The sequence below is a fragment of the Kitasatospora purpeofusca genome, assembly GCF_036010405.1.
Classification (GTDB): Bacteria; Actinomycetota; Actinomycetes; order Streptomycetales; family Streptomycetaceae; genus Kitasatospora; species Kitasatospora purpeofusca.
On sequence record NZ_CP108561.1, the window covers coordinates 9436924 to 9458854 of the forward strand.

General features: G+C 73.7%; 17 protein-coding genes. 11 read left to right on the forward strand and 6 right to left on the reverse strand.

Annotated elements, in window-relative coordinates:
• Nucleotides 1-12 precede the first annotated feature (12 nt).
• From OG715_RS40800 to OG715_RS40820, 5 genes are all read left to right on the forward strand, one after another.
• Nucleotides 13-6399: a type I polyketide synthase gene (locus OG715_RS40800; protein ID WP_266272134.1), complete on the forward strand. Its 6387-nt coding sequence runs from the start codon at nt 13-15 to the stop codon at nt 6397-6399.
• Nucleotides 6400-6416: 17 nt separating this feature from the next.
• Nucleotides 6417-7286 carry a 3-hydroxyacyl-CoA dehydrogenase family protein gene (locus OG715_RS40805; protein WP_266272133.1) on the forward strand — a complete coding sequence of 290 codons (870 nt, stop codon included), beginning with the start codon at nt 6417-6419 and terminating at the stop codon, nt 7284-7286.
• Nucleotides 7287-7355: 69 nt separating this feature from the next.
• A complete protein-coding gene (locus tag OG715_RS40810; protein ID WP_266272132.1) occupies nt 7356-7637 on the forward strand; it encodes an acyl carrier protein in 282 nt (93 codons plus the stop codon).
• Nucleotides 7630-8745 (forward strand): acyl-CoA dehydrogenase family protein, encoded by a 1116-nt coding sequence (locus tag OG715_RS40815; protein WP_266272131.1) that lies wholly within the window; start codon nt 7630-7632, stop codon nt 8743-8745. Before OG715_RS40810 ends, OG715_RS40815 begins: the two co-directional genes overlap by 8 nt.
• A gap of 35 nt (nt 8746-8780) precedes the next feature.
• Nucleotides 8781-9896 (forward strand): HAD-IIIC family phosphatase, encoded by a 1116-nt coding sequence (locus OG715_RS40820; RefSeq protein WP_266272130.1) that lies wholly within the window; start codon nt 8781-8783, stop codon nt 9894-9896.
• 42 nt (nt 9897-9938) lie between these two features.
• Here OG715_RS40820 and OG715_RS40825 read toward each other — a convergent pair whose 3' ends face one another.
• Nucleotides 9939-10601 (reverse strand): class I SAM-dependent methyltransferase, encoded by a 663-nt coding sequence (locus OG715_RS40825; RefSeq protein ID WP_266272129.1) that lies wholly within the window; start codon nt 10599-10601, stop codon nt 9939-9941.
• A 163-nt stretch (nt 10602-10764) separates the two neighbouring features.
• Entirely contained in the window at nt 10765-12666 is a 1902-nt protein-coding gene (locus tag OG715_RS40830) for an AfsR/SARP family transcriptional regulator (protein ID WP_266272128.1), read from the reverse strand.
• Nucleotides 12667-13192: 526 nt separating this feature from the next.
• Between OG715_RS40830 and OG715_RS40835 the strand changes: the two genes are divergently transcribed.
• The 4 genes from OG715_RS40835 to OG715_RS40850 all read left to right on the forward strand — a co-directional run bounded on the left by OG715_RS40835 (nt 13193) and on the right by OG715_RS40850 (nt 16663).
• On the forward strand, nt 13193-13954 hold the full coding sequence (locus OG715_RS40835) for a thioesterase II family protein (protein WP_266272127.1): 762 nt from the start codon (nt 13193-13195) through the stop codon (nt 13952-13954).
• A gap of 32 nt (nt 13955-13986) precedes the next feature.
• Complete coding sequence (locus OG715_RS40840) at nt 13987-14367, forward strand: helix-turn-helix transcriptional regulator (protein WP_266272126.1); 381 nt, start codon at nt 13987-13989, stop codon at nt 14365-14367.
• 257 nt (nt 14368-14624) lie between these two features.
• Complete coding sequence (locus tag OG715_RS40845) at nt 14625-15587, forward strand: ACP S-malonyltransferase (protein WP_266272125.1); 963 nt, start codon at nt 14625-14627, stop codon at nt 15585-15587.
• Nucleotides 15584-16663: an acyl-CoA synthetase family protein gene (locus tag OG715_RS40850; protein ID WP_266272124.1), complete on the forward strand. Its 1080-nt coding sequence runs from the start codon at nt 15584-15586 to the stop codon at nt 16661-16663. Before OG715_RS40845 ends, OG715_RS40850 begins: the two co-directional genes overlap by 4 nt.
• Nucleotides 16664-16805: 142 nt before the next feature.
• On the opposite strand, the gene OG715_RS40855 is transcribed toward OG715_RS40850, so the two are convergent.
• Nucleotides 16806-17276, reverse strand: a complete 471-nt coding sequence (locus tag OG715_RS40855; protein WP_266272123.1) for a MerR family transcriptional regulator — start codon at nt 17274-17276, stop codon at nt 16806-16808.
• Between the two features lie 304 nt (nt 17277-17580).
• On the opposite strand from OG715_RS40855, the gene OG715_RS40860 reads away from it, so the two are divergent.
• Nucleotides 17581-18720, forward strand: a complete 1140-nt coding sequence (locus tag OG715_RS40860; RefSeq protein WP_266272122.1) for an MFS transporter — start codon at nt 17581-17583, stop codon at nt 18718-18720.
• Here OG715_RS40860 and OG715_RS40865 read toward each other — a convergent pair.
• Nucleotides 18659-19168, reverse strand: a complete 510-nt coding sequence (locus OG715_RS40865) for a hypothetical protein (RefSeq protein WP_266272121.1) — start codon at nt 19166-19168, stop codon at nt 18659-18661. The two genes, OG715_RS40860 and OG715_RS40865, sit on opposite strands and share 62 nt — an antisense overlap.
• A 95-nt stretch (nt 19169-19263) precedes the next feature.
• Between OG715_RS40865 and OG715_RS40870 the strand changes: the two genes are divergently transcribed.
• Nucleotides 19264-19629 carry a MerR family transcriptional regulator gene (locus OG715_RS40870; protein ID WP_266272120.1) on the forward strand — a complete coding sequence of 122 codons (366 nt, stop codon included), beginning with the start codon at nt 19264-19266 and terminating at the stop codon, nt 19627-19629.
• A 75-nt stretch (nt 19630-19704) separates the two neighbouring features.
• On the opposite strand, the gene OG715_RS40875 is transcribed toward OG715_RS40870, so the two are convergent.
• Both OG715_RS40875 and OG715_RS40880 read right to left on the reverse strand, forming a co-directional pair.
• Complete coding sequence (locus OG715_RS40875) at nt 19705-20619, reverse strand: LysR family transcriptional regulator (RefSeq protein WP_266272119.1); 915 nt, start codon at nt 20617-20619, stop codon at nt 19705-19707.
• A gap of 158 nt (nt 20620-20777) precedes the next feature.
• Nucleotides 20778-21767, reverse strand: coding sequence for an aldo/keto reductase (locus OG715_RS40880; protein WP_266272118.1), 990 nt, complete (start codon nt 21765-21767; stop codon nt 20778-20780).
• Nucleotides 21768-21931 lie beyond the last annotated feature (164 nt).

Consider the following 21931-nt stretch of genomic DNA (forward strand, 5'->3'; position numbering starts at 1 on the left):
AAGGCCAACCCCATGCCCACCGACACGGACCAGGTGGTCGCCGCGCTGCGCGCCTCGCTGCTGGACAACCAGCGCCTGCGGCAGGAGAACCGACGGCTCCGCGACGACTCCGCCGAGCCCATCGCCATCGTGGCGATGAGCTGCCGCTACCCCGGTGGCGTGCGCACCCCGGAAGACCTGTGGGAGCTGCTGGTCAAGGAACGCGACGCGGTCTCGCCGTTCCCCACCGACCGGGGCTGGGACGTCGAGGGCGGCTTCGACGCCGACCCCGACGCCCCCGGCACCTTCTACGTCCGTGAAGGCGGCTTCCTCCACGACGCGACCGGCTTCGACCCCGGCTTCTTCGGCATCTCCCCGCGCGAGGCCCTGGCCATGGACCCGCAGCAGCGGCTGCTGCTGGAAGCGTCCTGGGAGGTGGTGGAACGCGCGGGCATCGACCCGACGACCCTGCGCGGCAGCCGCACCGGCGTCTACGCCGGAGTGATCTACAGCGAGTACGGGTCCCGGCTCGGCCGGGTGCCGGACGAAGTGGAGGGCTTCCTCGGCACCGGCACCATCCCGAGCGTCGCCTCGGGCCGGATCGCCTACACCCTGGGCCTGGAAGGCCCGGCGGTCACCCTGGACACCGCCTGCTCGTCCTCCCTGGTCGCCGTCCACCTCGCCTGCCAGGGGCTGCGCTCCGGCGACACCACCCTCGCCCTGGCCGGCGGGGTGACCGTGATGTCCACCCCCGGCCTGTACGTTGGGTTCAGCCGTCAGCGCGGCCTGGCACCCGACGGGCGCAGCAAGTCCTTCTCGTCCGCGGCGGACGGCGCCGGGTTCGGGGAGGGTCTGGGCCTGCTCCTGCTGGAGCGGCTGTCGGACGCCCGCCGCAACGGACACCCGGTACTGGCGGTGGTCCGCGGTTCGGCCGTCAACCAGGACGGCGCCAGCAACGGGATGACCGCCCCGAACGGGCCGGCGCAGCAGCGCGTCATCAACGAGGCGCTCGCCCGTGCCGGACTCGCCCCGTCCGAGGTGGACATGGTGGAGGCGCACGGCACCGGCACCACCCTCGGCGACCCCATCGAGGCCCAGGCGCTGCTGGCCACGTACGGGCAGGACCGACCCCTCGGGCGGCCGTTGCGGCTGGGGTCGCTGAAGTCCAACCTGTCCCACACCCAGGCCGCCGCGGGCGTCGGCGGGGTGATCAAGTCGGTGCTCGCCATGCGACACGGCGTGATGCCGCGCACCCTGCACGTCGACCGCCCCTCGCCCCGCGTCGACTGGACCGAGGGAGCCGTCTCCCTGCTGACCGAGGCCACCCCCTGGCCGGAGACGGGACGGCCGCGCCGGGCCGGGGTGTCCTCCTTCGGCGCCAGCGGGACCAACGCCCACGTCGTCCTCGAACAGGCCCTTTCCGCCCCGGCCGACGCGACGGCCGCCACCGACGAGCCGGTCGACCGGCCCGCCGCGCCGGAGCCGGTGCCCGCCGCCGTCCCCTGGATCCTGTCGGCGCGTACTCCGGACGCGCTGCGCGCCCAGGCGGCGGCGCTGCACGAGCGGGTGGTGGCGGAACCGGGCCTGAGCGTGGTGGACGTGGGTCATTCGCTGGCGGCGGGGCGTTCGCGGTTCGCGGAGCGCGCGGTGGTGGTGGGCGCGGACCGGGGCGAGCTGCTGGCCGGTGTCGCCGCCCTGTCGCGGGGCGTTGGCTCGGCGGACGTGAAGGTCGGCAGTGGACAACTCCCCGGCCGTTCGGTGCTGGTGTTCCCGGGTCAGGGTTCGCAGTGGGTGGGGATGGCCGCCGGTCTGTTGGGCGAGTCGGAGGTGTTCGCGGCGCGGATGGCGGAGTGCGAACGGGCTCTGGCGCCGTACGTGGACTGGTCGTTGGCGGAGGCGCTGGGTTCCGGGGCGCTGCTGGCGCGGGTGGATGTGGTGCAGCCGGTGCTGTGGGCGGTGATGGTGTCGCTCGCTGAGGTGTGGCGTTCGTTCGGTGTCGTTCCGGACGCGGTGGTGGGCCACTCGCAGGGTGAGATCGCTGCCGCTTGCGTGGCGGGCGGCCTCAGTATCGACGACGGGGCGCGGGTGGCCGCGCTGCGGTCCCGTGCGGTGGGTGTGCTGGCGGGCCGGGGCGGAATGGCCTCGGTGCCGCTGCCGGTGGACGTGGTGCGGGAGCGGATCGCCTCCTGGGCGGGCCGGCTGTCGGTGGCGGCGGTGAACGGCCCGTCGTCGACGGTGGTGTCGGGCGACGCGGACGCGGTCACGGCACTGGTGGCGGAACTCCTGGAGGAAGGGGTGTGGGCGACACCCATCGAGGTCGACTTCGCGTCGCACTCCTCCCACGTGGAGGAGATCCGCGAGCGCCTGCTGTCCGACCTGGACGGCATCACCCCCCTCGCGGGTGCGGTGCCCTACTACTCCGGGGTGACCGGCGACCTGCTGGACACGAAGGCCCTGGACGCCGAGTACTGGTACCGCAACCTCCGGCAGACCGTCGAGTTCGAGCGGGCGACCCGCTCGCTCCTCGCGGCCGGTCACCGCGTCTTCATCGAGTCCGGCCCCCAGCCCGCCCTGATGTACGCGATCGAGGACACGGCCGCCGACGCGGGCGCCCCGGAGACGCTGCTGCTCGACACCCTGCGGCGCGGGGCCGGAGGGCTCCGCCGGTTCCAGCTCGCCCTCGCCGAGGCACACGTCCGGGGCCTGCGCGTCGACTGGGAACGGCTGTTCGCGGGAACCGGCGCCCAGCGGGTGGACCTGCCCACCTACGCCTTCCAGCGGCGCCGCTACTGGCTCGACGCCCAGCGGGCGGACGGGGACCGGGCCGCCGTCGGCCAGTCCGCCGCGGACCACCCGCTGCTCGGAGCTGCGGTCGAACTGCCCGACGAGGGCACCCTCTTCACCGGCCGGCTCTCCCCGGCCACACACCCCTGGCTCGTCGACCACGCCGTGGCCGGAGCCGTGATCCTGCCCGGCGCGGCCCTCGTGGAGCTGGCCGCGCACGTCGGCCGCCGCCTCGGCTGCGCTCTCGTGGAGGAACTGACCCTCGCCGCCCCGCTGCTGCTGCCCGGCGACGCCGCCGACGACCACGCCGTACAACTGCGGATACGGGTGGGTGCCGAGGACGGCACGGGGCGGCGCCCGGTGGAGTTCCACTCCCGGCCCGAGGCCGGCGCCGCCGACCGGCCCTGGACCCGGCACGCGACCGGCACGGTCGGTCCCCGGGACTCCTCGGCCGACCGGGACGACACGGCGGACCCGGACGACACGGCCGGACCGACCGGCACGTGGCCCCCGCCCGACGCGGTGCCCCTGGACGTGGACGAGCTGTACGGGCTGCTCGAAGCCCGGGGCGTCGCCTACGGCCCGGCGTTCCGGGGCCTGCGCGCCGCATGGCGCACCGAGGACGCGATCCACGCCGAAGTGGCCCTGCCCGACGGCCTCCCCGGCACCGGGGCGGACGGCTTCGCGGTGCACCCGGCCCTCCTGGACGCGGCCCTCCAGACGACCGGTCTGCGCGAGGGCGCCGCGACCGCGGAGCCCGCCGACGGCGTCCCCCTGCCGTTCTCCTGGCAGCGCGTCGCGATCGAACCCTCCGACGCGCAGGTCCTGCGGGTCCGGCTGCGCCCCGACGGCCCCGACGCCGTCGCCGCGCGGATCACCGATCCCTCGGGGCGCACCGTGGCGACGATCGGCTCGCTCACCCTGCGCACGGCGTCCACCGCCGCACTGCGGGCGTCCTCCGGCTCCGTCTTCCACGTCGGCTGGACGCCGGTCGTCGTCGAGCCCGGCCCGCGCCCGGTCACCCGCTGGGGCCTCCTCGGCCCGCGGGACGAGCGGCTGCTGCCGGCCGCCTTCCCCGCCGACCCCCCGGCCGCGACACCCGACGCGATGCTGCTGATCTGCCCCCCGTCCGCCGACACCGTGACGGCGGACGCGGACGCGGATGCTGCGGCGGTGCACGCGGTCGCGGCCGGGGTCCTGGACCGCCTCCAGGCCCACCTGGCCGACGACAGCAACGCCGGGACGCCCCTGGTGGTGCTCACCCGGGGTGCGACCGGCCCGCTCGGCGCGCGGTCGCGGCCGGCGGACCTCGGCGCGGCGGCCGTCTGGGGCCTGCTGAGGGCCGCTCAGCTGGAACACCCCGACCGGTTCGTGCTGCTGGACACCGAGGGGCCGGACCCGGACGGTCTCGGCGACGCGCTCGCCGACCTCCTTGCCGCGGGCGAGCCGCAGGCGGCCCTGCGCGACGGCGTCCTGTACGCGCCCCGACTGGTCCGGCCGTCGGCCAGCACGGCCACCGCCTCCGCCTCCGCGCCCGCTTCCGCGTCCGAGTCCCGGTCGGTCGGTGCGTTCGGGCCGTCCGAGGGGACGGTCCTGGTGAGCGGCGGCGGCGCTCTCGCGGCCGTCCTGGCGCGTCATCTGGTCACCGCGCACGGGGTGCGCCACCTCCTCGTGCTGAGCCGCCGCGGCGCCGACGCCCCCGGAATACCGGAGCTGACGGCGGAGCTGGCCGAGGCCGGAGCCGAACTGACCTCCCTCGGCTGTGACGTGTCCGACCCTCAGGCCCTGGCCGCCGCCCTGGCGACCGTCCCCGAACACCGTCCGCTCTGTGCCGTGGTCCACACCGCCGGAGTGCTCGACGACGGTCTGCTGGACGGGCTGACGGGGGAGCGGATGGCGGCCGTCCTGCGGCCCAAGTTCGACGCCGCCCGCCACCTCGACGAGCTGACGCGCGGAGCGGACCTCTCCGCGTTCGTCGTCTTCTCCTCCGCCGCGGGCGTGCTGGGCAGCCCCGGCCAGGCGTCCTACTCGGCCGCCAACGCCGCGCTCGACGCCCTCGTCGCGGAACGCCGACGGCTCGGGCTCCCCGGCCTGTCCCTGGCCTGGGGGCCCTGGGAGCGGGTGAGCGGGATGACGGCGGAGCTCGACGGCGCCGAACGGCGGCGCATCGACCGGCGCGGCGCCCGCGGTCTCTCCGACGAGGAGGCGATGGCCCTGCTGGACGCCGTGTGCGCCGCGGACACCGCCCCGCCGGCGGACGGGAGCCCCGTCGTGCTGGCCCACCTCGACCTCACCGTGCGCGGCGACGGACCGGTGCACCCGATGCTGCGCTCCCTGGTCCGGCGCGGCCCGACCGCGACGACCGGAGCGACGAGGACGCCGACCGCCGCCGCGGCGCTGCGGCAGCGGCTCGACGCGGCCGCCGACGACCGGGAACGCGAGCTGGTCCTGCGCGAACTCGTGCTCGCCCAGGCCGCCGAAGTCCTCGGCCACACCGACTCCGGGGCGCTGTCCGCGACGGTGCCCTTCCTCTCCGTCGGATTCGACTCGCTGACCGCGGTCGAGCTCCGCAACCGGCTGGCCGCCGCCACCGGACTGCGGTTGCGGCCCTCCGCCGTCTTCGACAGCGCCACCCCCGCCGCGCTCGCGGCACGCCTCGCCGCCGAGGCCCGGACGGCGGACACCCCCCGGCCCGGAACGGCGTCCGCGACCGGCACCGGGTCCGCCGCATCCAGCACCGACACCGACACCGACACCGACGCCGCCGACCCGGTGAGCGTGCTGTTCCGCCAAGCCTGCGCACTCGGCCGGATCGACGAGGGCATCGCCCTGCTCAAGAACGCCTCCGCCCTGCGCCCGGCCTTCCACAGCGGCAGCGACCTCGCGGCCGCCGGCACCGGCCCGCGGCTGCTGCGCCTGCACGAGCGCGCCGACGCCCCCGTGCTCGTCTGCTTCGGCTCCATCGTCGCGCTCGGCGGCGCCCACCAGTACGCCCGCTTCGCCTCCCGCTTCCGGGACCGCTACGCCGTCGCCGCCCTGGACGCCCCCGGATTCACCCCCGAGGAGGAACTGCCCGCCGACATGTCGGCCCTGCTGGACTTCCAGGCGACGACACTGCTCCGCGAACTGCCCGGCCGCACGCTCGTCCTGGCCGGCTCCTCCTCCGGCGGCACGCTCGCCCAGGGAGTGGCCGCCGCGCTGGAGCAGCGCGGCGAGGGCCCGGCGGCCGTGGTGCTGCTGGACACCTACCTCTCCGACAACCAGGGCATCACCCAGTTCAACGACGTCCTGCTGGGCGGCATGTTCGCCCGCGAGGACCGGGCGGCCCCGATGGACGGGACCAGGCTGACCGCGATGGGCGGCTACTTCCGTCTGCTCGACGACTGGAAGCCCCCGGCGCTCCGCGCCCCGCTGCTGCTGGTCCGCGCCTCCACCCCGCTCGGCCGCCCGTCCGCCGAGGCCGGTGACTGGCGCGCGTCCTGGGCCGGGGCCGACACCGTCGTCGACGTTCCCGGGGACCACTTCTCGATCATGGAACAGCATGTCGCGACCACCGGCGACGCCGTCGCCGACTGGCTCGGCACCACCCTCCGCACCACGTTCGGTACCACCCTCCGCACCCCCGACGACCTGTGAAGACGAAGGAGAACCCGTTGACCGCGGCCCCGTACGACGATCCCCCCCGGCGACCCGCCCTCACCGTGCTGGGAGCCGGGGTGATGGGCGTCGGAATCACCGTCCTCGCCCTCGGGCACGGCCTGCCGGTCCACCTGGTCGACATCGACCGGGACCGGCTCGACCGGGCCGCTGACCTGATCGACGGCGAGCTCCGGCTCGCCGAGCTGATGGGCGCCCTGCCCGCCGGGACGCCCCTCGGCACCCTGGCCACCGGCACCTCGCTCAAGGCCGCCGCCGGAGCCACCGCCGTCGTCGAGGCGGTCACCGAGAACGCCGCGATCAAGGCCGCCGTCCTGGCCGAGGTCTCCGGACTGGTCCGGCCCGGAACCCTGCTGATCACCAACACCTCCTCCATCCCGGTCGACGAACTGGCCGGGGCCCTGGAGCGGCCGGAGGAACTGGTCGGCACCCACTTCATGAACCCGCCCTACCTGATCGGAACCGCCGAAGTGGTCCGCGGCGCCAGGACCGCGGACTCCGCGATGGCCGCCGCGGCGGCCCTGCTCACGGCCCTGCGGCGGCGGGCGGTGGTCGTCCGGGACGCACCCGGCTTCGTGACCAGCCGCATCCTGCACCCGATGATCAACGACGCGGCCCGGGTCGTGGAGGAGGGCACGGCGACCGCCGAGGACGTCGACGCCCTGATGCAGGGCTGTCTGGGACACCCCACCGGCCCGCTGCGCACCGCGGACCTGATCGGCATCGACAACCTCGTCGATTCCCTCACCGTGCTCCACGAACGCACCGGCGACGACGGCTGCCGCCCCGCCGAACTGCTGCTCCGGCTGGTCCGCGAGGGCCGGCTGGGCCGCAAGTCCGGGCGCGGTTTCTACGACTACACCTGATCGTCCCGACCGCACCCGACCACCCCTGACCACTCGACCGCACCTGACCACCCCGACGAGGAGACGGCCATGACCACGGCGAACACGCCCGACACCCACGACCTGGAGAAGGAACTGCTGGGATTCCTGGAAGGACGCACCGGAACCGCCTGGGACGCCGACACCGACCTGTTCGACGCCGGCGGCCTGTCGTCCCTGTTCGCCATGCAGGTGGTGGTGCACCTGGAGAAGACCTACGGCATCGCCGTCCGCGGCGCGGACCTGCGGCTGGACAACTTCCGCACCGTCCGGCGGATGGCGGCGCTGGTGGACCGGCTCCGGGTGCCCGCCGCCGGGGGCCAGCATGGGTGAGGACCTGAGCGGCGCCATGACCTCCGTCACCCTGCGGGTCGGCGACCTGGCGGGGGAGTGGGACCGGACCGGTCTCGTTCCGCTGGACCTGCTCCGCGAACTGGGCGCCGAGGGCCGGCTGTGCGCCGAAGTCCCGGAGCAGTACGGCGGCTGGGGACTCAGCAGTACGCACAGCGGCGCGTACACCGCCCACGTGGGCGGCCTGTGCAGCTCGCTGCGCAGCGTGATGACCTCCCAGGGCATGGCGGCATGGACCGTCCAGCGCCTGGGCACCCCCGAGCAGTCGGCCACCTACCTCCCCCGGCTGACCGGCGGGGCACTGGCGGCGGTCGGCTTCAGTGAGCCCGGCGCGGGCAGCGACCTCGCGGCGATGACGACGACCGTCCGCCGCGACGGCGACGCGGTCGTCGTCGACGGGCACAAGAAGTGGGTGACCGCCGCCCACTACGCCGACCTGCTGGTCGTCGTCGGCCGCTACGAGGACGGCGCGGTGGCCGTCGTGGTGCCCGCGGACGCGCCGGGTGTCCGGATCGAGCGGATCGCCGACCCGCTCGGCTGCCGCGCGGCCGGACACGCGGACGTGCACCTCGACGGGGTGCGGCTGCCCGCCGACAGCGTCCTGGGCGGTCACGGACTGCCGCCCGCCCTGCTGGTGACGACCGCGCTGGCCTACGGGCGGATGTCCGTCGCCTGGGGGTGCGTGGGCATCCTGCGGGCCTGCCTGGCGGCGGCCACCGCACACGCCGCCGGACGGGAGCAGTTCGGCCGACCGCTCGCGGAGCACCAGCTCGTCGCCGGGCACCTCGCCGACCTCTACACGGCCGAGCAGGTGGCCACGCGGGTCTGCGAGCACGCCAGCCGCTGCTGGGACGAAGGGTCGCCGGACCAGGTGGTGGCGACCGTACTGGCCAAGCACGTCAGCGCGACCCAGGCCGCCCGGGGCGCGGCGACGGCCGTCCAGGTACTGGCCTCGGCCGCGTCCCGGGACGGGCACACGGTGGCCCGGGCGTACCGGGACGCCAAGTTGATGGAGATCATCGAGGGCAGCAACGAGCTGTGCCGGCTGATGCTGGCACAGCACGCCCTCTCCGTAACGGGGGCACCGTGAGCGGGCCCGCGGCCGACGAGACGAGGAAGGACGACATGGCCGAGACCGTCAAGTGCCTGGTCTGGGACCTGGACGACACCCTGTGGCAGGGCACCCTGCTGGAGGACGGCGAGGTGCACCTGCCGGACGAGGTGCGCAAGGTGGTGATCGAGCTCGACTCCCGCGGCATCCTCCAGTCCGTGGCCAGCCGCAACGACCACGAGCACGCCTGGGCCCGGCTGGAGGCGTTCGGCCTGGCCGAGTACTTCGTCCTGCCGGAGATCGGGTGGGGCGCCAAGTCGGAGTCGGTGCGCCGGATCGCCGACCGGCTGAACTTCGCGCTCACGACCATCGCGTTCGTCGACGACCGGCCCGCCGAACGCGCCGAAGTGGCCTTCCACCTGCCCGACGTACGGTGCTACCCGGCCGAGGAGGTCCTCGCCCTCCCCGAACTCGCCGAGTTCACCCCCGCGACCAGCACCGTCGACTCCCGGCGGCGTCGCGAGATGTACCAGGCGGGCTTCCGCCGCGACGCCGAGCGGGCGGCCGCCCCCGGCCCCGACGAGGAGTTCCTGCGCTCCCTGGACCTGCGGATGCGCATCGGCCGGGCCACCGGCGAGGAGCTGTCCCGGGTCGAGGAACTCACCCAGCGCACCAGCCAGATGAACGCGACCGGGGTCCACTACCCGGACGCGGTGCTGCGCGGTCTGATCACCGACCCCCGGCACGAGGTCCTGGTGGTCACCCTCACCGACCGGTTCGGCCCGCACGGCGCGGTCGGCGTCCTGCTGCTGGAGCGGCACCCGGGCCTGTGGCACCTCAAGCTGCTCGCCACCTCCTGCCGGGTCGTCGCCTACGGCGCCGGCGCGACCCTGCTGAACTGGCTGGCCGACGCCGCCGCCCGGTCCGGGGTCCACCTGGTCGCCGACTTCCGGGCGACCGAACGCAACCGGATGATGGAGATCGCCTACCGGTTCGCGGGCTTCGAGGGCCTGGACGAGGCGCCGTGCCCGTGCGCCGCCGTCCTCGCACCGGCTCCGGAGGACACCGGACTCCAGCGCCTGCACCTGGTCCCCGGCCCGCGCGTGGTGTCCACCGTCGTCAGCGTGGACGCACCCGACCTGAGCGTGCCGGACCTGAACGAACCGGAAGGGGGCCCGGGAACGTCGTGACCGCCGCGGCGGCCGGCGCTCCCGGGCTCCGGCCCGCCGCCCTCAGCGCTTGCGGACGAGGGTGATCCCGTCGGCCATCACCAGCAGCGACAGCTCCACCCGGGGGTCCTGGTGCAGCAGCCGGTTCAGCGCCCGGACCCCGGCGGTCTCCGGGTCCGTGGCGGCCGGATCGGCGACCCGGCCGAAGAAGAGGGTGTTGTCGACCACGATCAGACCGCCGGCGCGCAGCAGCGTCAGCGAAGCCTCGTAGTAGCGGACGTAGTTGGTCTTGTCCGCGTCGATGAACACCAGGTCGAAGCTCTCCGGCCCGCGCTCCTCCAGCAGTGCGTCCAGGGTCGCGGCGGCATCGCCGATCCGCAGGTCCACCCGGGAGTCGACCCCGTCCCGCTTCCAGAAGTCGGCGCCGATGGCCGGCCACCGGTCGTCGATGTCGCAGGACACCAGTACGCCGTCGGCGGGGAGGGCGCGGGCCATGCACAGGGTGCTGTAGCCGGTGAAGGTACCGATCTCCAGCACCGCCCGCGCCCCCGTCAACCCGACCAGCAGGGAGAGCAGTTGGCCCTCCTCCGCCATCACCTGCATGGCGGTCCCGCCGGGCAGGTCGGCGGTGGTCTCCCGCAGTTCCCTGAGGAGGTCGTCGTCGCGGAGGGAGACCTCCCGGACGTAGGCGAGCAGGTCGTCGGTGGCTGCTGTCTGGTCGGCCATGGCGAGGAGGTCCTCTCGAAGGGGATCGGGGTGGAGCGGATCCGGTCGAAGCAGATCCGGTCGAAGGAGAACGGTGCGAAGGAGAACGGATCGAAGGAGAACGGTGCGAAGGAGAACGGGGCGAGAAGGATCGGGGCGGAGGGGGACCGGGCCGCAGAGGCGGTCACCCGGCGCGCCTGTACGGGTGGCTGTCCTCCCGTACGGCGACCGCCTGCGCCCGCTCGTGGGCGTAGGCCCGCAGCAGTGGGTCCAGCCGGTAGCGGCCCCCCGTCGGCGCACCCAGCAGGTTCGCCTCGACCAGGGCGTCCAGGGCCTCCTCGGCCTGCTCCTCGGAGCAGCCGAACATCACCGCGACCCTGCTGCCGGAGACCGAGGACACTCCGGTGGCCCCCAGCGCGGTGAACACCTCGGCCGGGTCGATCCCGGCCGGAGCGGTCCGCCGGAGCCCGGCGTGGTCGGCGTCGAAGCAGGGCCGGACACCGAGGTCGCCCGCGCACAGTTCGTCCAGCAGCCGCGGGGCCTCCGTGAGCCGCCGGGCGAAATGCCCGATGCTCCAGTGCGGGCGCTCCAGCAGCCTGGTCCCCGCGATCCGGATCGCCAGCGGCAGGCCCGCGCAGACCGTCAGCACCGTACGGGCCGCCTGCGGTTCGGCACCGACCCTGGCCGGGCCGACGATGCTGCTCAGCAGCTCCAGCGACCCGGCCTCGTCCAGCGGGCCGAGCAGGAGGGTGCGCGCCCCGTCCAGGTCGGCCAGTCGCCGACGGCTCGTCACCAGTAGTCTGCTGCCCCCGCTGCCCGGTATCAGCGGCCGGACCTGCGCGGTGCTGGAGGCGTTGTCGAGCACCACCAGCAGGCGGCGGCCCGCAGTGAGCGAGCGGTAGAGGCTCTCCCGTTCCGCCTCCTCCTCGGGTATCTCGTCCCGGGGCACACCGAGGTCCGCCAGGAACCGCGGCAGTACCGCCCGGGCGGTCGGCGTCCGCCCGGCTCCGCCGAGGTCCGCGTAGAGCTGGCCGTGGACCGAGGAGCCGCGGACGGCGTGCGCCGTGTGCAGGGCCAGCGCGCTCTTGCCGACACCTCCCCGGCCGGTCACCACCGCCGTCGCCACCATGCCCGCGGGCATCGAGCCGGTCGTGACGAAGTGCTGCAGCCGCGCCAGCGCGCCGGAGCGGGCCGACAGCGGCAGCGGCACCGAGGGGAGCTGCGCCGGACTCGGCCAGCAGGACCTCTCCCGGACAGCGGCCGGCGCCGTCGCCGCGGCCGTCTCCGGGGCGGTCGCGGGCTGCTCCGGCGATTCGGGCGTACGGGGCCGGTGGTGGGCCGAGAGGATGCTCCGGTGGACCTCGCGCAGATCGGCGCTCGGCTCGGCGCCGAGCTGCTCGACGAGCAGCACCCGGGTGCGCCGGTAGAGGTCCAGGGCCTCCGACTGCCGGCCCGAGCGGAACAGCGCCAGCATCAACTTGCCCACCAGGGCCTCCCGCAGAGGGTGCTTCCGCACCAGCCGCACCAGCTCCGGCACGAGCTCGGCGTGCCGCAGCAGCGCCAGCTCCGCGTCGAACAGCAACTCCATTGTCTGCAGCCGGAGTTCCTTGAGGTAGCGGCCCTCCACATCGCGCAGCCTCCGCGACGGGATGTCCGCCAGCGGCTCCTCGCGCCACAGCGCGAGCGCCTCGGCCAGCTCGGCGGAGGAGCCCTCCAGGTCTCCGCGTTCGGCCAGCTCCGCCGCGCGCCGGCGGTGGGCCTTGAACTGCCCGAGATCGCTCTCGTGCTCGCCGAGTTCGAGGAGGTAGCCGGGGGCCCGGGTGAGGAGCCGCGCGGAGGCGTGCTCGCCCAGCGACTGCCGCAGGCGCATCACATAGGTGCGGACGGTCGCGGCGGCACTCGGCGGCGGGGCGTCGTCCCAGACGTACTCGGCGATCCGGTCGACCGAGATCACCCGGTTGGCGTTGAGGAGGAGCGCCGCCATGACCACACGCTGCCTCGGTGCCGACACGTGCACCTCACGCGCGTTCAACCGGACGGAAAGCGGGCCCAGCAGCAGGAAGTTCAACGGGGGAGTCCTCTTCATCGCACGACCGGTGGGCAAGACTGCCACCAGCGTCTTGGGTGGCCCTGTGCAGGTCAACGCGGTCCTGTCGGATCTAGATGTATTCCTAGAGCACAGGTCTTGCGCTCGTGCCGGGTTTACGCTGCGCGGCACCGTCACGGCAGCGGGGAGCGGCCGGCACCCGGCACCGCCGGTCCCCGGTCGGATCCGCGGTGCGCGGTCCGGCCGGACCGTCGCTGCCGAGTCGGAGCAGAGCGGATCCCACGGGATTGCTCCCGCACCGCAGCGTTCCCGCCATTCGCCGACGAAACAGCCGGAATCGAACCGGACATGAGTGACTGGGTGCACTCAGGTGCGTACTTGCTGATAATCCGATGGACATGGCAGGCTGTCATATGCCGCGCTCGTGACTCGCCGAGCGCCGTCGATCGGAGCTTCCCGTATTAGCAAGTACCAGTCGGCCGCCGCTGCCGAGGTTGTCCCACGTGGTCACCGCACCCCGCCCGCAGACACCGCGCGGATTTCGCGAAAGGAATGAAAGGCCGACATGACCTCCCTCTCCTTGGACAGCGACCTGTGGTGCCGTCGCTTCCATCCCTCACCGACCGCCACACGCCGACTGGTCTGCTTTCCGCACGCCGGCGGCTCGGCGAGTTTCTACTTCCCGGTGTCCGCCGCGCTGTGCGGCCCGGTCGACCTCCTGGCCGTGCAGTACCCCGGCAGGCAGGACCGCCGGGAGGAGCCCGGTCTCCAGGACCTGCACCGCACGGCCGACGAAGTGGCCGAAGCGCTGCGCCGCTGGGACGACCTCCCCCTGACGCTCTTCGGGCACAGCATGGGCGCTCTGGTCGCCTTCGAGGTGGCCCGGCGGATCGAGCGCGCGGGCGGTCGGATCGACCACCTCTTCGTCTCCGGCCGCAAGGGCCCGTCCGCGGACGGGCCCGAACTCGCCCACCCGCTCGACGACGAGGCCATCCTGGCCGAGGTCAGGGAGATGAGCGGCACCGACGCCCGGCTCCTGGAGGACGAGGAACTGCTGGGGATGGTGCTGCCCGCGCTGCGCGGCGACTACCGGGCCCTGGGGGCCTACCGGGCCGACCGCGACGCCGCGGTCGACTGCCCGGTCACCGCCGTGGTCGGGGACCAGGACCGCTGGACCCCGGTCCCCGAGGCCGGGCGCTGGCGCGACCGCACGACGGCGGCGTTCGACCTCAAGGTCTTCCCCGGCGGGCACTTCTACCTCAGCGACCGGGCGGACGAGGTGACCGGCATGCTCCGCGAGCACCTCGCCGGCACGCTCCGGACCTGAGACCACGGACGACAGGAAAGGAAGACCGAGGAGTGACACCGGCAGCGACCTCCGAGGAGATCAAGCCCGCGCCGCGGCCGCCGCGGTCCGAGCCCGCCGACGACGCCCGTCCGACGGGTGGGCGCCCTGCCGGCGGCGCGGACGTCCGGCTGCTGACCGCCGTGGACGTCCGCATCCTGGAAGGCGTCGCGATCGGCACCTCGACCGCACGGCTGGCGGCATCGCTCTATCTGAGCCGGCAGGGCATCGAGTACCGCATCGGGTTGATGATGCGCCATTTCCAGGCCGCGAACCGGCCCGCTCTGGTCTCCCGGGCGCACTCCCTCGGTGTGCTGAGCGTCGGGGCATGGCCACCCCGTGTTCTCCCGGAATTCCACGAGTCCGAGAAGAGGGCGGGGCGCACTGTTCCCTGAACTCACCCGTGGCTCCCCGCCCGGGCGGACAGGCCGAAATCAAATCATTTCCGAGGGATGACAATGCAGGCCGATGGTATGCTGTCGGCCATTTTTCCAGACCCGGATAGCGTATCGATATCGCGTCACGAGACAGGTTCCCGAGCCTCCGGTCGAACGCCGTATTCTGCGCACTGTGCTGTCGTGCCCACTTCTGCTGCACCACGCATGGGCCGCACCACCACCCCCTCCTTTCACACCGAGTCACAGGAGCTGTCATGAGTCTGGGGTACCTGTTCGGCGGCGGCGTCGGGACCGAGCCGCACGGCCTGGAGCTGTACCGGACCTTCGAGGTCGTCCAGGGGTGGTACGAACAAGTCTCCGAGTGGACCGGTCTGACGGTCGGTCAGATCCTGGAGGAGGACCTCCCGACCGCCCAGGAGGAGCGCCAGAGCGTCGGCACGGTCCGCGAAGCGGCCCTCGCGATCGGCGTGCACGACGTGCTCGCCTCGTTCGACCTGCGACCCGGGGCCATCGGTGGCCTCAGCCTCGGCGCGATGACCGCCAGCTGCCTCGCCGGATCGCTGGGGCGACGGGAACTGTTCGAGATGCTGGCCGGCTCCCGCGACACCCCGGAACCTTCGGCCGAGGACCCGCAGCAGGGGATAGCCATCGCCTTCGGCTCCCTCGCCGAAGGCGCCCCCTCCCACCCCGGCGAGAACGTCCCCGGCGTCTACCTGGCGGGCGACTTCGGCCCCACGGCCGACGGCAGCCAGCGCCTCATGATGCTGGCCGGCCACGCCGAGGCGCTCGGCGCGCTCGCCGCCGAGGTCCCGCCGGGAACGGTCGTACCGCTGCCCGGGCGCACCATCGCCGTCCACACCCCGCTGCGCCGGCCCTACCGTGACTTCATGGCCCCGCGCATCGACGCGATCCCCTTCGCCGACCCCGAGATCCCCCTGCTGTCCTGCCTGGAGCCCAAGGTCCTGCGCACCGCGGCGGACGTCAGGGACCTCTTCCAGCGCAACTCCACGGACCCGATCAGCCTGGTCGACGTCTACACCGGGATGAAGGAGCAGGGCGTACAACTCGGGCTGGTGATGGGCCCCTCGATCCCCGAGGGCATCCTCGCGTTCCCCTTCCCGGTGGTGCACATCGAGCGGCCCGAGCACATCGAGCAGGCCCTGACCACCGCCTACGACCTCGGCATCGACCTCTCCGGTGCCCCGGCCCTGTCGTGACCGCCGCCACCCGCGCCGACCCGGACGCCCAGATCGCGCGCTGGCTGGACACCGACCTCGACGAGTGGACCCGCACCGTGGTCCGACGGCACTTCGACCCGGTGTCCGGAAGCCCCTACTGGCTCGGGCAGGCCGCCGGGTTGGACTTCGACCCCCGCGACATCACCCGCTACGACCAGCTCGGAGCCTTCGGCCCGTTCCCGCTCGACCGGCTGCGCGAGGAGGACCCCGCGGACCTCGTCCCGCTGTCGGTGCCCAGGCCGCTCGCGGGGCGGGTCTGGGACAGTGGCGGCACCACCGGCACCCCCTGCCGGGCGTTCTACACCCCCGACATGCTGCAGCACCGGGCGCTCTGGCGCCGCTGGTCCTTCGTGCGGGAAGGCTTCGCGCCGGGCCGTACCTGGCTGCAGGCCACCCCCACCGGACCGCACCTGATCGGGAACGGCGTCCGGGAGGTCTCCGAACTCCACGCCGGCCAGGTGTACGCCGTGGACATGGACCCCCGGTGGGTGAAGCGCCTCATCCGGGCGGGGCGCATGGCCGAGGTCGCCGACTACACCACCCACCTGCTGGAGCAGATCGCCGACGTCCTCGACCGGGGGCGGGTCCACTACCTCAACACCACCCCGGCCCTCTTCCAGGCCCTCCGCCAGCGTCGGCCCGAGCTGGTCGCCGCCCTCGACGGCGTGCGCCTGAGCGGCACCCAGATCAGCGCCGACATGTACCGGACCTTCAGCACCGCCCTCCAGGGCGGGATCTGCGGACTGACCTACGGCAACACCTTCGGCAACGCCGCCTGCCTGGACATCGAGCGGGACGGCGAGCTGATCAGCTACGTCCCGAACTACCCGCAGGTCACCATGGCGGTGGTCGACAAGGACGACCGCTCGACCCCGGTCGCCCCCGGCACGGTCGGCCAGGTACGGCTCACCGTCCTCCACGAGGACCTCTTCCTGCCCAACATCCTGGAACGCGACCAGGCCCTCCGTCACCCGACCGACCAATGGCCCACCGACGGCGTCGCCAACGTCCGCCCCCTCCAGACCACCAGCTCGTCCCCCGAGGGCCTCTACTGAACCGTCGCCCCGAGGCGACGGCAGGTTGCGGGGGGCGTCCGGCCCGGGCCACCGACCGGTGCCCGGGCCGGACGCCCCCCGGTCAGGGGGTCTTCTGCTGCACGGCGGTGCGGCGGTCGCCCCGGCCGAGTGTCCCGACGGGCTACGTCGGGCCCGGCCGCTGCTCGTCGGGGTGCCCGGGCAGGAAGTCGTCGGTGAACTCGATGCCGGTGAGGGCGGCGTCGACCCGGGCGCGGATGTAGGCGCCAGTCATCGGGCAGTCCAGTGGGCGGTCGGTGCGGCAGTCGAGCATGTGCTCCAGTACGGCGGCGGCCCGGGTGAGCCTGCGGATGCGTGCGAGCATCCCGTCCCGCTGCTCGGTGATCAGGGCGTGCCGGTCCTCGACGCGCTCGCACTCCAGCACGGCGGCGGTGTCGGCGATCGGCATCAGGCCGTCGTCGTGCCACAACTGGGCGTACGCGAGCTGCTGCAGGCCGGCGTGGTCGTAGTAGCGCACCCGGCCGCGTCGGGCGGCGGGGCGGACCAGGCCGCGTTCCTCGTAGTAGCGCAGGGCGGGCACGGACAGGCCGAACGCCTTGGCCACCGCACCGATCGAGAACAGCCGCTGATCCATCGTCCCTCCGGGCGCGGGGTTCGGGCACTTGCACTCAAGCGCGCTTGAGCGTGAAAGGTAAGGGCATCCTAACGTCCACGTCGAAGGGCAGGGCAGTCCCGTGCCGGTCTCATCGTCCGCCGCCGGAACAACCGCCGGAACAACCGCCGGAACAACCGCCGGAACAACCGCCGGAACAACCGCCGGAACAACCGCCGGAACAACCGCCGGAGCAACCACCGGAACAACCGCCGGAGCAACCACCGGAACAGTCACCGCTGGAGCAACCGCCGGAACAGCCGCGCCGCCCGCCCCCGCGGCGGGCATGCTGCTCGTCGTCGGCTTCGTGCTGCTGAGCCTGAACACCCGGGTCGCCTTCGGGCAGATCGGGCCGCTGGCCCCGGTCGCCCACTTCGGCTCCGCCGCGGTGACCGTCCTGGGCCTGCTCCCGCCGCTGTGCATGGGCCTGTTCGCGCCGCTCGCCCCGCTGGTGCGGCGCCGGCTCGGTGAGGAGCGCGGCCTGCTGTGGGCCAGTGTCGTCCTGGTCGTCGGCGCGGTCCTGCGCATGTTCGGGATGCCGGGCCTGTACGCCGGCACCGTCGTCGTCAGCCTCGCCACCGCCGTCGTCAACGTGCTCGTACCGGTCTTCGTCCGGACCCGCTTCTCCCATCGGCACGTCGGCACCATGATGGGCGTCTACGCGCTGTCCATGGGCGTCGGCTCGGCGATCGTCGCGGCCCTGGTCGCGCCCGTCGCCCAGGCGTCCGGCGGCTCCTGGCAGCTCGCGGTGGGCATCGCCGTGGTGCCGGCCGTGCTCGCGGCGGCGGGGATCGCGCCGCAGGCCCGCGTCCACCGGCCCCGGACCGCGCCCCCGGCAGCCGCCGCGACCGCACCGCGTCCGCACGTGGCCCGCACCGGGCTGGCGTGGAGCCTGACGGCCTTCTTCGGCATCCAGACCCTCGCGTTCTACACGGCGCTCGCCTGGCTGCCCTCCGTCCTCATCGCCTCCGGCACCGGCCGGACGGCCGCCGGGACCTGCCAGGCCGTCCTCATCCTCGGCGTGGCCGCGGGCGGCTTCCTCGCCCCCGTCCTCGCCGCACCCCGCGAGGACCAGCGCCCGCACATCCTGGGCACCGTCCTGGTCTGCGCCGCCGGATTCACCGGGCTGATGCTCGCGCCGAGCGGGCTCCCGGCACTGTGGGCGGCCGTCCTCGGCGTCGGCCTGGGCGCCGGTCAGGCCCTCCCGGGTGTGCTCTACGCCCGCCGGGGCACCGACCACGACCACGTCGCCGCCCTGTCGACCATGGCCCAGACCTGCGGCTACCTCCTCGCCGCCACCGGCCCCGCGCTCGCCGCCGGCCTCCATGCCGCCACCGGCTCCTGGACCGTGCCGCTCGCGGCCGTCATCGCGGCTCTGCTGCTCGGCGCCGCACTGAGCGGGCGGGCAGGCCACGATCCCCGCTGACCGCCGCCGACCGGTGACCCGCCGGGTCGGTGTGCTCGTCGGGTCGCCACAGCGCGAGCTGGACGACGCCCCACACCGCCTCGACGGCGAGGAACGGCCACAGGATCCGCAGGGCGCCGTGGGCCAGCGCGTACGCCATCCAGGAGGAGAACAGGACGCGCGCGATGCCGTCGAGCAGTCCGTGCAGCCGCAGCGGCCGGACGATGCGCAGGGCGGCCCAGACGATCACGACCGATCCCATCAGGTTCGCGTACAGGGTCTGCCACGGGTCGAGTGCGGGCAGGAGGCCCCACCCGAGGCTGTCGCCCAGTGAGGAGAGCGCGTCGTGCACCAGCGTGTAGGTCCACGGCGTCGCGAATCCCGAGGTGACGGCGAGGTCGTACCAGGCGCTCGCGCGAACGACACGGAGATAGGCGGGACTTGCGGCGGTGAAGAGGCGGCGGTTCATGGCGGGGCTCCGGTTGTTCGGGGTCGGTGGAGCCCCACGCTAAACAGTGGAGTACGGTCCAAGGTCAAGTCCACCGTCCGAAGGGGGGAGCGGGTATGCGCATCGGGGAGTTGGCCGCGCGGACCGGGCTGTCCAGGGACACCATCCGGTTCTACGAGAAGGTCGGCCTCGTCGAGAGCCGGCGCCTGGCCAACGGCTATCGCGACTTCCCGCCCGAGGCGGTGGCCTGGCTGGACTACGTCCGCACCGCACAGGCACTCGGATTCACCCTGGCGGAGATCGCGCGGAACGGCGAGCAGCTGCGCGGCGCACCGGACACCGCGGAAGCGCTGACCGCCCTGTTCCAGGAGAAGATCCATGTCGTCGACGCGCGCATGGCCGAACTCGCCGCCCTGCGCGCAGAACTCGCCGCACGCGTCGGCACCGGATGCCCGCTGCTGGCGGCCGGCCGACCCGGATGAGGACACGGCCTGCCTCGGCGACGGCCCGACCGGGGCCGTCGCCGAGGGCCACCGGGCAGGGCGCCGCGCAGGCCGTCAGGAGGCGGTCGGCGCGTCGAACAGTGCCCGGACGGTCGCGGTGGCCAGGTCGCGCAGCCAGAGGTGCGCGCGGTCCTCGTCGTAGCGCTGGTGCCACAGGAGGTACAGCGGGACTTCGGGCAGCGGGAGCGGCAGCGGCAGGGTGACCAGGCCGAGGCGCTCCCGGGCCGTGCGGGTGACCGCGTCGGGGAGGGTGACCACCAGGTCGCTGTCGAGGGCGAGTTGCAGGGCGAAGGCGGTGGTCGGCCCGGCGGCGGCCACGCGCCGTTCGAGGCCGTGCTGGGCCAGGGCGTCGTCGATCGGGGCGCGCAGGCTCCCGCGCCGCGAGACCGTGAGGTGTTCGGCGGCGGCATAGCGCTCGACGGTCAGCGGTCCTTCGGTGAGGGGGTGGCCCGGGCGGACGGCGACGCTCAGCCGGTCCGTGCCGACCAGGTGGTGGCGGATGTCGGGGAGGGTCGGAGCCACGGGCGCGGATTCGAGGTCGACCTCGCCCCGGCGCAGTTCGGCGTCGTCCGTGCCGGGTTCGGCGGACAGGCGCAGTCGCACGCCGGGTGCCTGGTCGCGGACGGCCGTGATCAGGGCGCTGCCGCAGGCGGCGGTCAGGGTGTCGTGCCAGCGCACGGTGAACACCCTTTCCAGTGAAGGAAGTTCGAGTTCCCGCTGGGCCGACAGCAGCTGCTGGGCCTGCTGCACGAGGGTGTGGACCTGGGCGCGCATGGCGAGTGCGCGGGTGGTGGGCACCATGCTGCGGCCGGTGCGGACCAGGATCTGGTCGCCGGTGGCCTTGCGGATCCGGCCCAGGGAGCGGCTCATCGCCGGTGCGGTGACGTGCAGGCGGGCTGCGGCGCCGGCGACGCTCCCCTCCTCCAACAGGGCGTCCAGGGCGGTGAGGAGGTTCAGATCCAGTTGCATGGGAGTCACTCTACAAGTGGCACGGCATGCACTTCTTGTTCATGACCGGAGGTCCTGCCTTCGAGGTGCGGGCAAGCGGGAGACCGCCCGCACACCTCGAACCCAGGGGGCCTTCCATGAGCACCGTCATGCCTTCCGCGCCCTCCGCCGCCGACCGGTCAGCGGTTCACCGCGCGCATCCCGTCCTCGTCGTAGCGCTCGCCCTCGACCTCGGGCAGCTCGGCGTCGATGCGCGCGAGGTCCTCGGCGGTCAGCTCGACGTCGACCGCGCCCGCGTTCTGCTCCAGGTAGGTGCGGCGCTTGGTGCCCGGGATCGGCACCAGGTCCTCGCCCTGGGCCAGGACCCAGGCGATCGCCAGCTGGGCCGGGGTGACGTCCTTCTCCGCGGCGATCTCCTTCACCTTCGCGGCGAGCCGGAGGTTGGCGGCCAGATTGCCCTCGGCGAAGCGCGGGTTGGTGCGGCGGAAGTCGTCCTGGTCGAGCTCCTCGGGGGAGCTGAAGCGGCCCGCGAGGAAGCCCCGGCCGAGCGGGGAGTAGGGCACGAAGCCGATTCCGAGCTCCCGGCAGGCGGGCAGCACCTCGGCCTCCACGTCCCGGGTCCAGAGCGAGTACTCGCTCTGGACGGCGGTGACCGGGTGGACGGCGTGGGCGCGCCGGACGGTCTCGCCGCTCGCCTCGCTCAGCCCGATGTACCGCACCTTGCCCTCGGCGACCAGTTCGCCGAGCGCCCCGACGGTCTCCTCGATGGGCACCGTCGGGTCGACCCGGTGCTGGTAGTACAGGTCGATGCGGTCGGTCCCGAGCCGCGCCAGCGAACCGTGGACGGAGCTGCGGACGTGCTCGGCCGAGCCGTCCTGGCGTCCCACGGTCGACATGTCGCCCGGAACGGCCTTGTCCATGCGGTAGTTGAACTTCGTGGCGATCACGTACTCGTCACGGTGGCCCCGGACGGCCTCGCCGACCAGGGACTCGTTGGTGAGCGGTCCGTAGACCTGCGCCGTGTCGAGGAAGGTGATGCCGAGGTCCAGGGCGCGCCGGACGGTCGCGACGCCCTCGTCCTGGTCGGCCGTGCCGTAGAAGGCGGACATCCCCATGCAGCCGAGGCCGATGGCCGAAACCTGGAGATCCCGCAGCGTGCGCTGTCGCATGTGGCGACCCGGCCCTTCGTCTCTTGGTGTTCCGCGGCCCGACGCCTTCCGGTGCCCGTCCGGGCGACCGGTCCGGCCACGTCTTCTCGGAGAGGACCTTACGGTGCGGCGCGCCTCCGGGAGCCGACCGGGCGTCGGTTCGGCGCGCCGCCCGACGCCCGGTT

Coding starts and splice junctions, on each gene's coding strand:
- OG715_RS40820 (WP_266272130.1), top strand. CDS start 8,781: ATGGCCGAGACCGTCAAGTGCCTGGTCTGGGACCTGGACGACACCCTG.
- OG715_RS40830 (WP_266272128.1), bottom strand. CDS start 12,666: ATGAAGAGGACTCCCCCGTTGAACTTCCTGCTGCTGGGCCCGCTTTCC.
- OG715_RS40800 (WP_266272134.1), top strand. CDS start 13: ATGCCCACCGACACGGACCAGGTGGTCGCCGCGCTGCGCGCCTCGCTG.
- OG715_RS40825 (WP_266272129.1), bottom strand. CDS start 10,601: ATGGCCGACCAGACAGCAGCCACCGACGACCTGCTCGCCTACGTCCGG.
- OG715_RS40865 (WP_266272121.1), bottom strand. CDS start 19,168: ATGAACCGCCGCCTCTTCACCGCCGCAAGTCCCGCCTATCTCCGTGTC.
- OG715_RS40845 (WP_266272125.1), top strand. CDS start 14,625: ATGAGTCTGGGGTACCTGTTCGGCGGCGGCGTCGGGACCGAGCCGCAC.
- OG715_RS40810 (WP_266272132.1), top strand. CDS start 7,356: ATGACCACGGCGAACACGCCCGACACCCACGACCTGGAGAAGGAACTG.
- OG715_RS40835 (WP_266272127.1), top strand. CDS start 13,193: ATGACCTCCCTCTCCTTGGACAGCGACCTGTGGTGCCGTCGCTTCCAT.
- OG715_RS40860 (WP_266272122.1), top strand. CDS start 17,581: ATGCTGCTCGTCGTCGGCTTCGTGCTGCTGAGCCTGAACACCCGGGTC.
- OG715_RS40855 (WP_266272123.1), bottom strand. CDS start 17,276: ATGGATCAGCGGCTGTTCTCGATCGGTGCGGTGGCCAAGGCGTTCGGC.
- OG715_RS40815 (WP_266272131.1), top strand. CDS start 7,630: ATGGGTGAGGACCTGAGCGGCGCCATGACCTCCGTCACCCTGCGGGTC.
- OG715_RS40880 (WP_266272118.1), bottom strand. CDS start 21,767: ATGCGACAGCGCACGCTGCGGGATCTCCAGGTTTCGGCCATCGGCCTC.
- OG715_RS40870 (WP_266272120.1), top strand. CDS start 19,264: ATGCGCATCGGGGAGTTGGCCGCGCGGACCGGGCTGTCCAGGGACACC.
- OG715_RS40875 (WP_266272119.1), bottom strand. CDS start 20,619: ATGCAACTGGATCTGAACCTCCTCACCGCCCTGGACGCCCTGTTGGAG.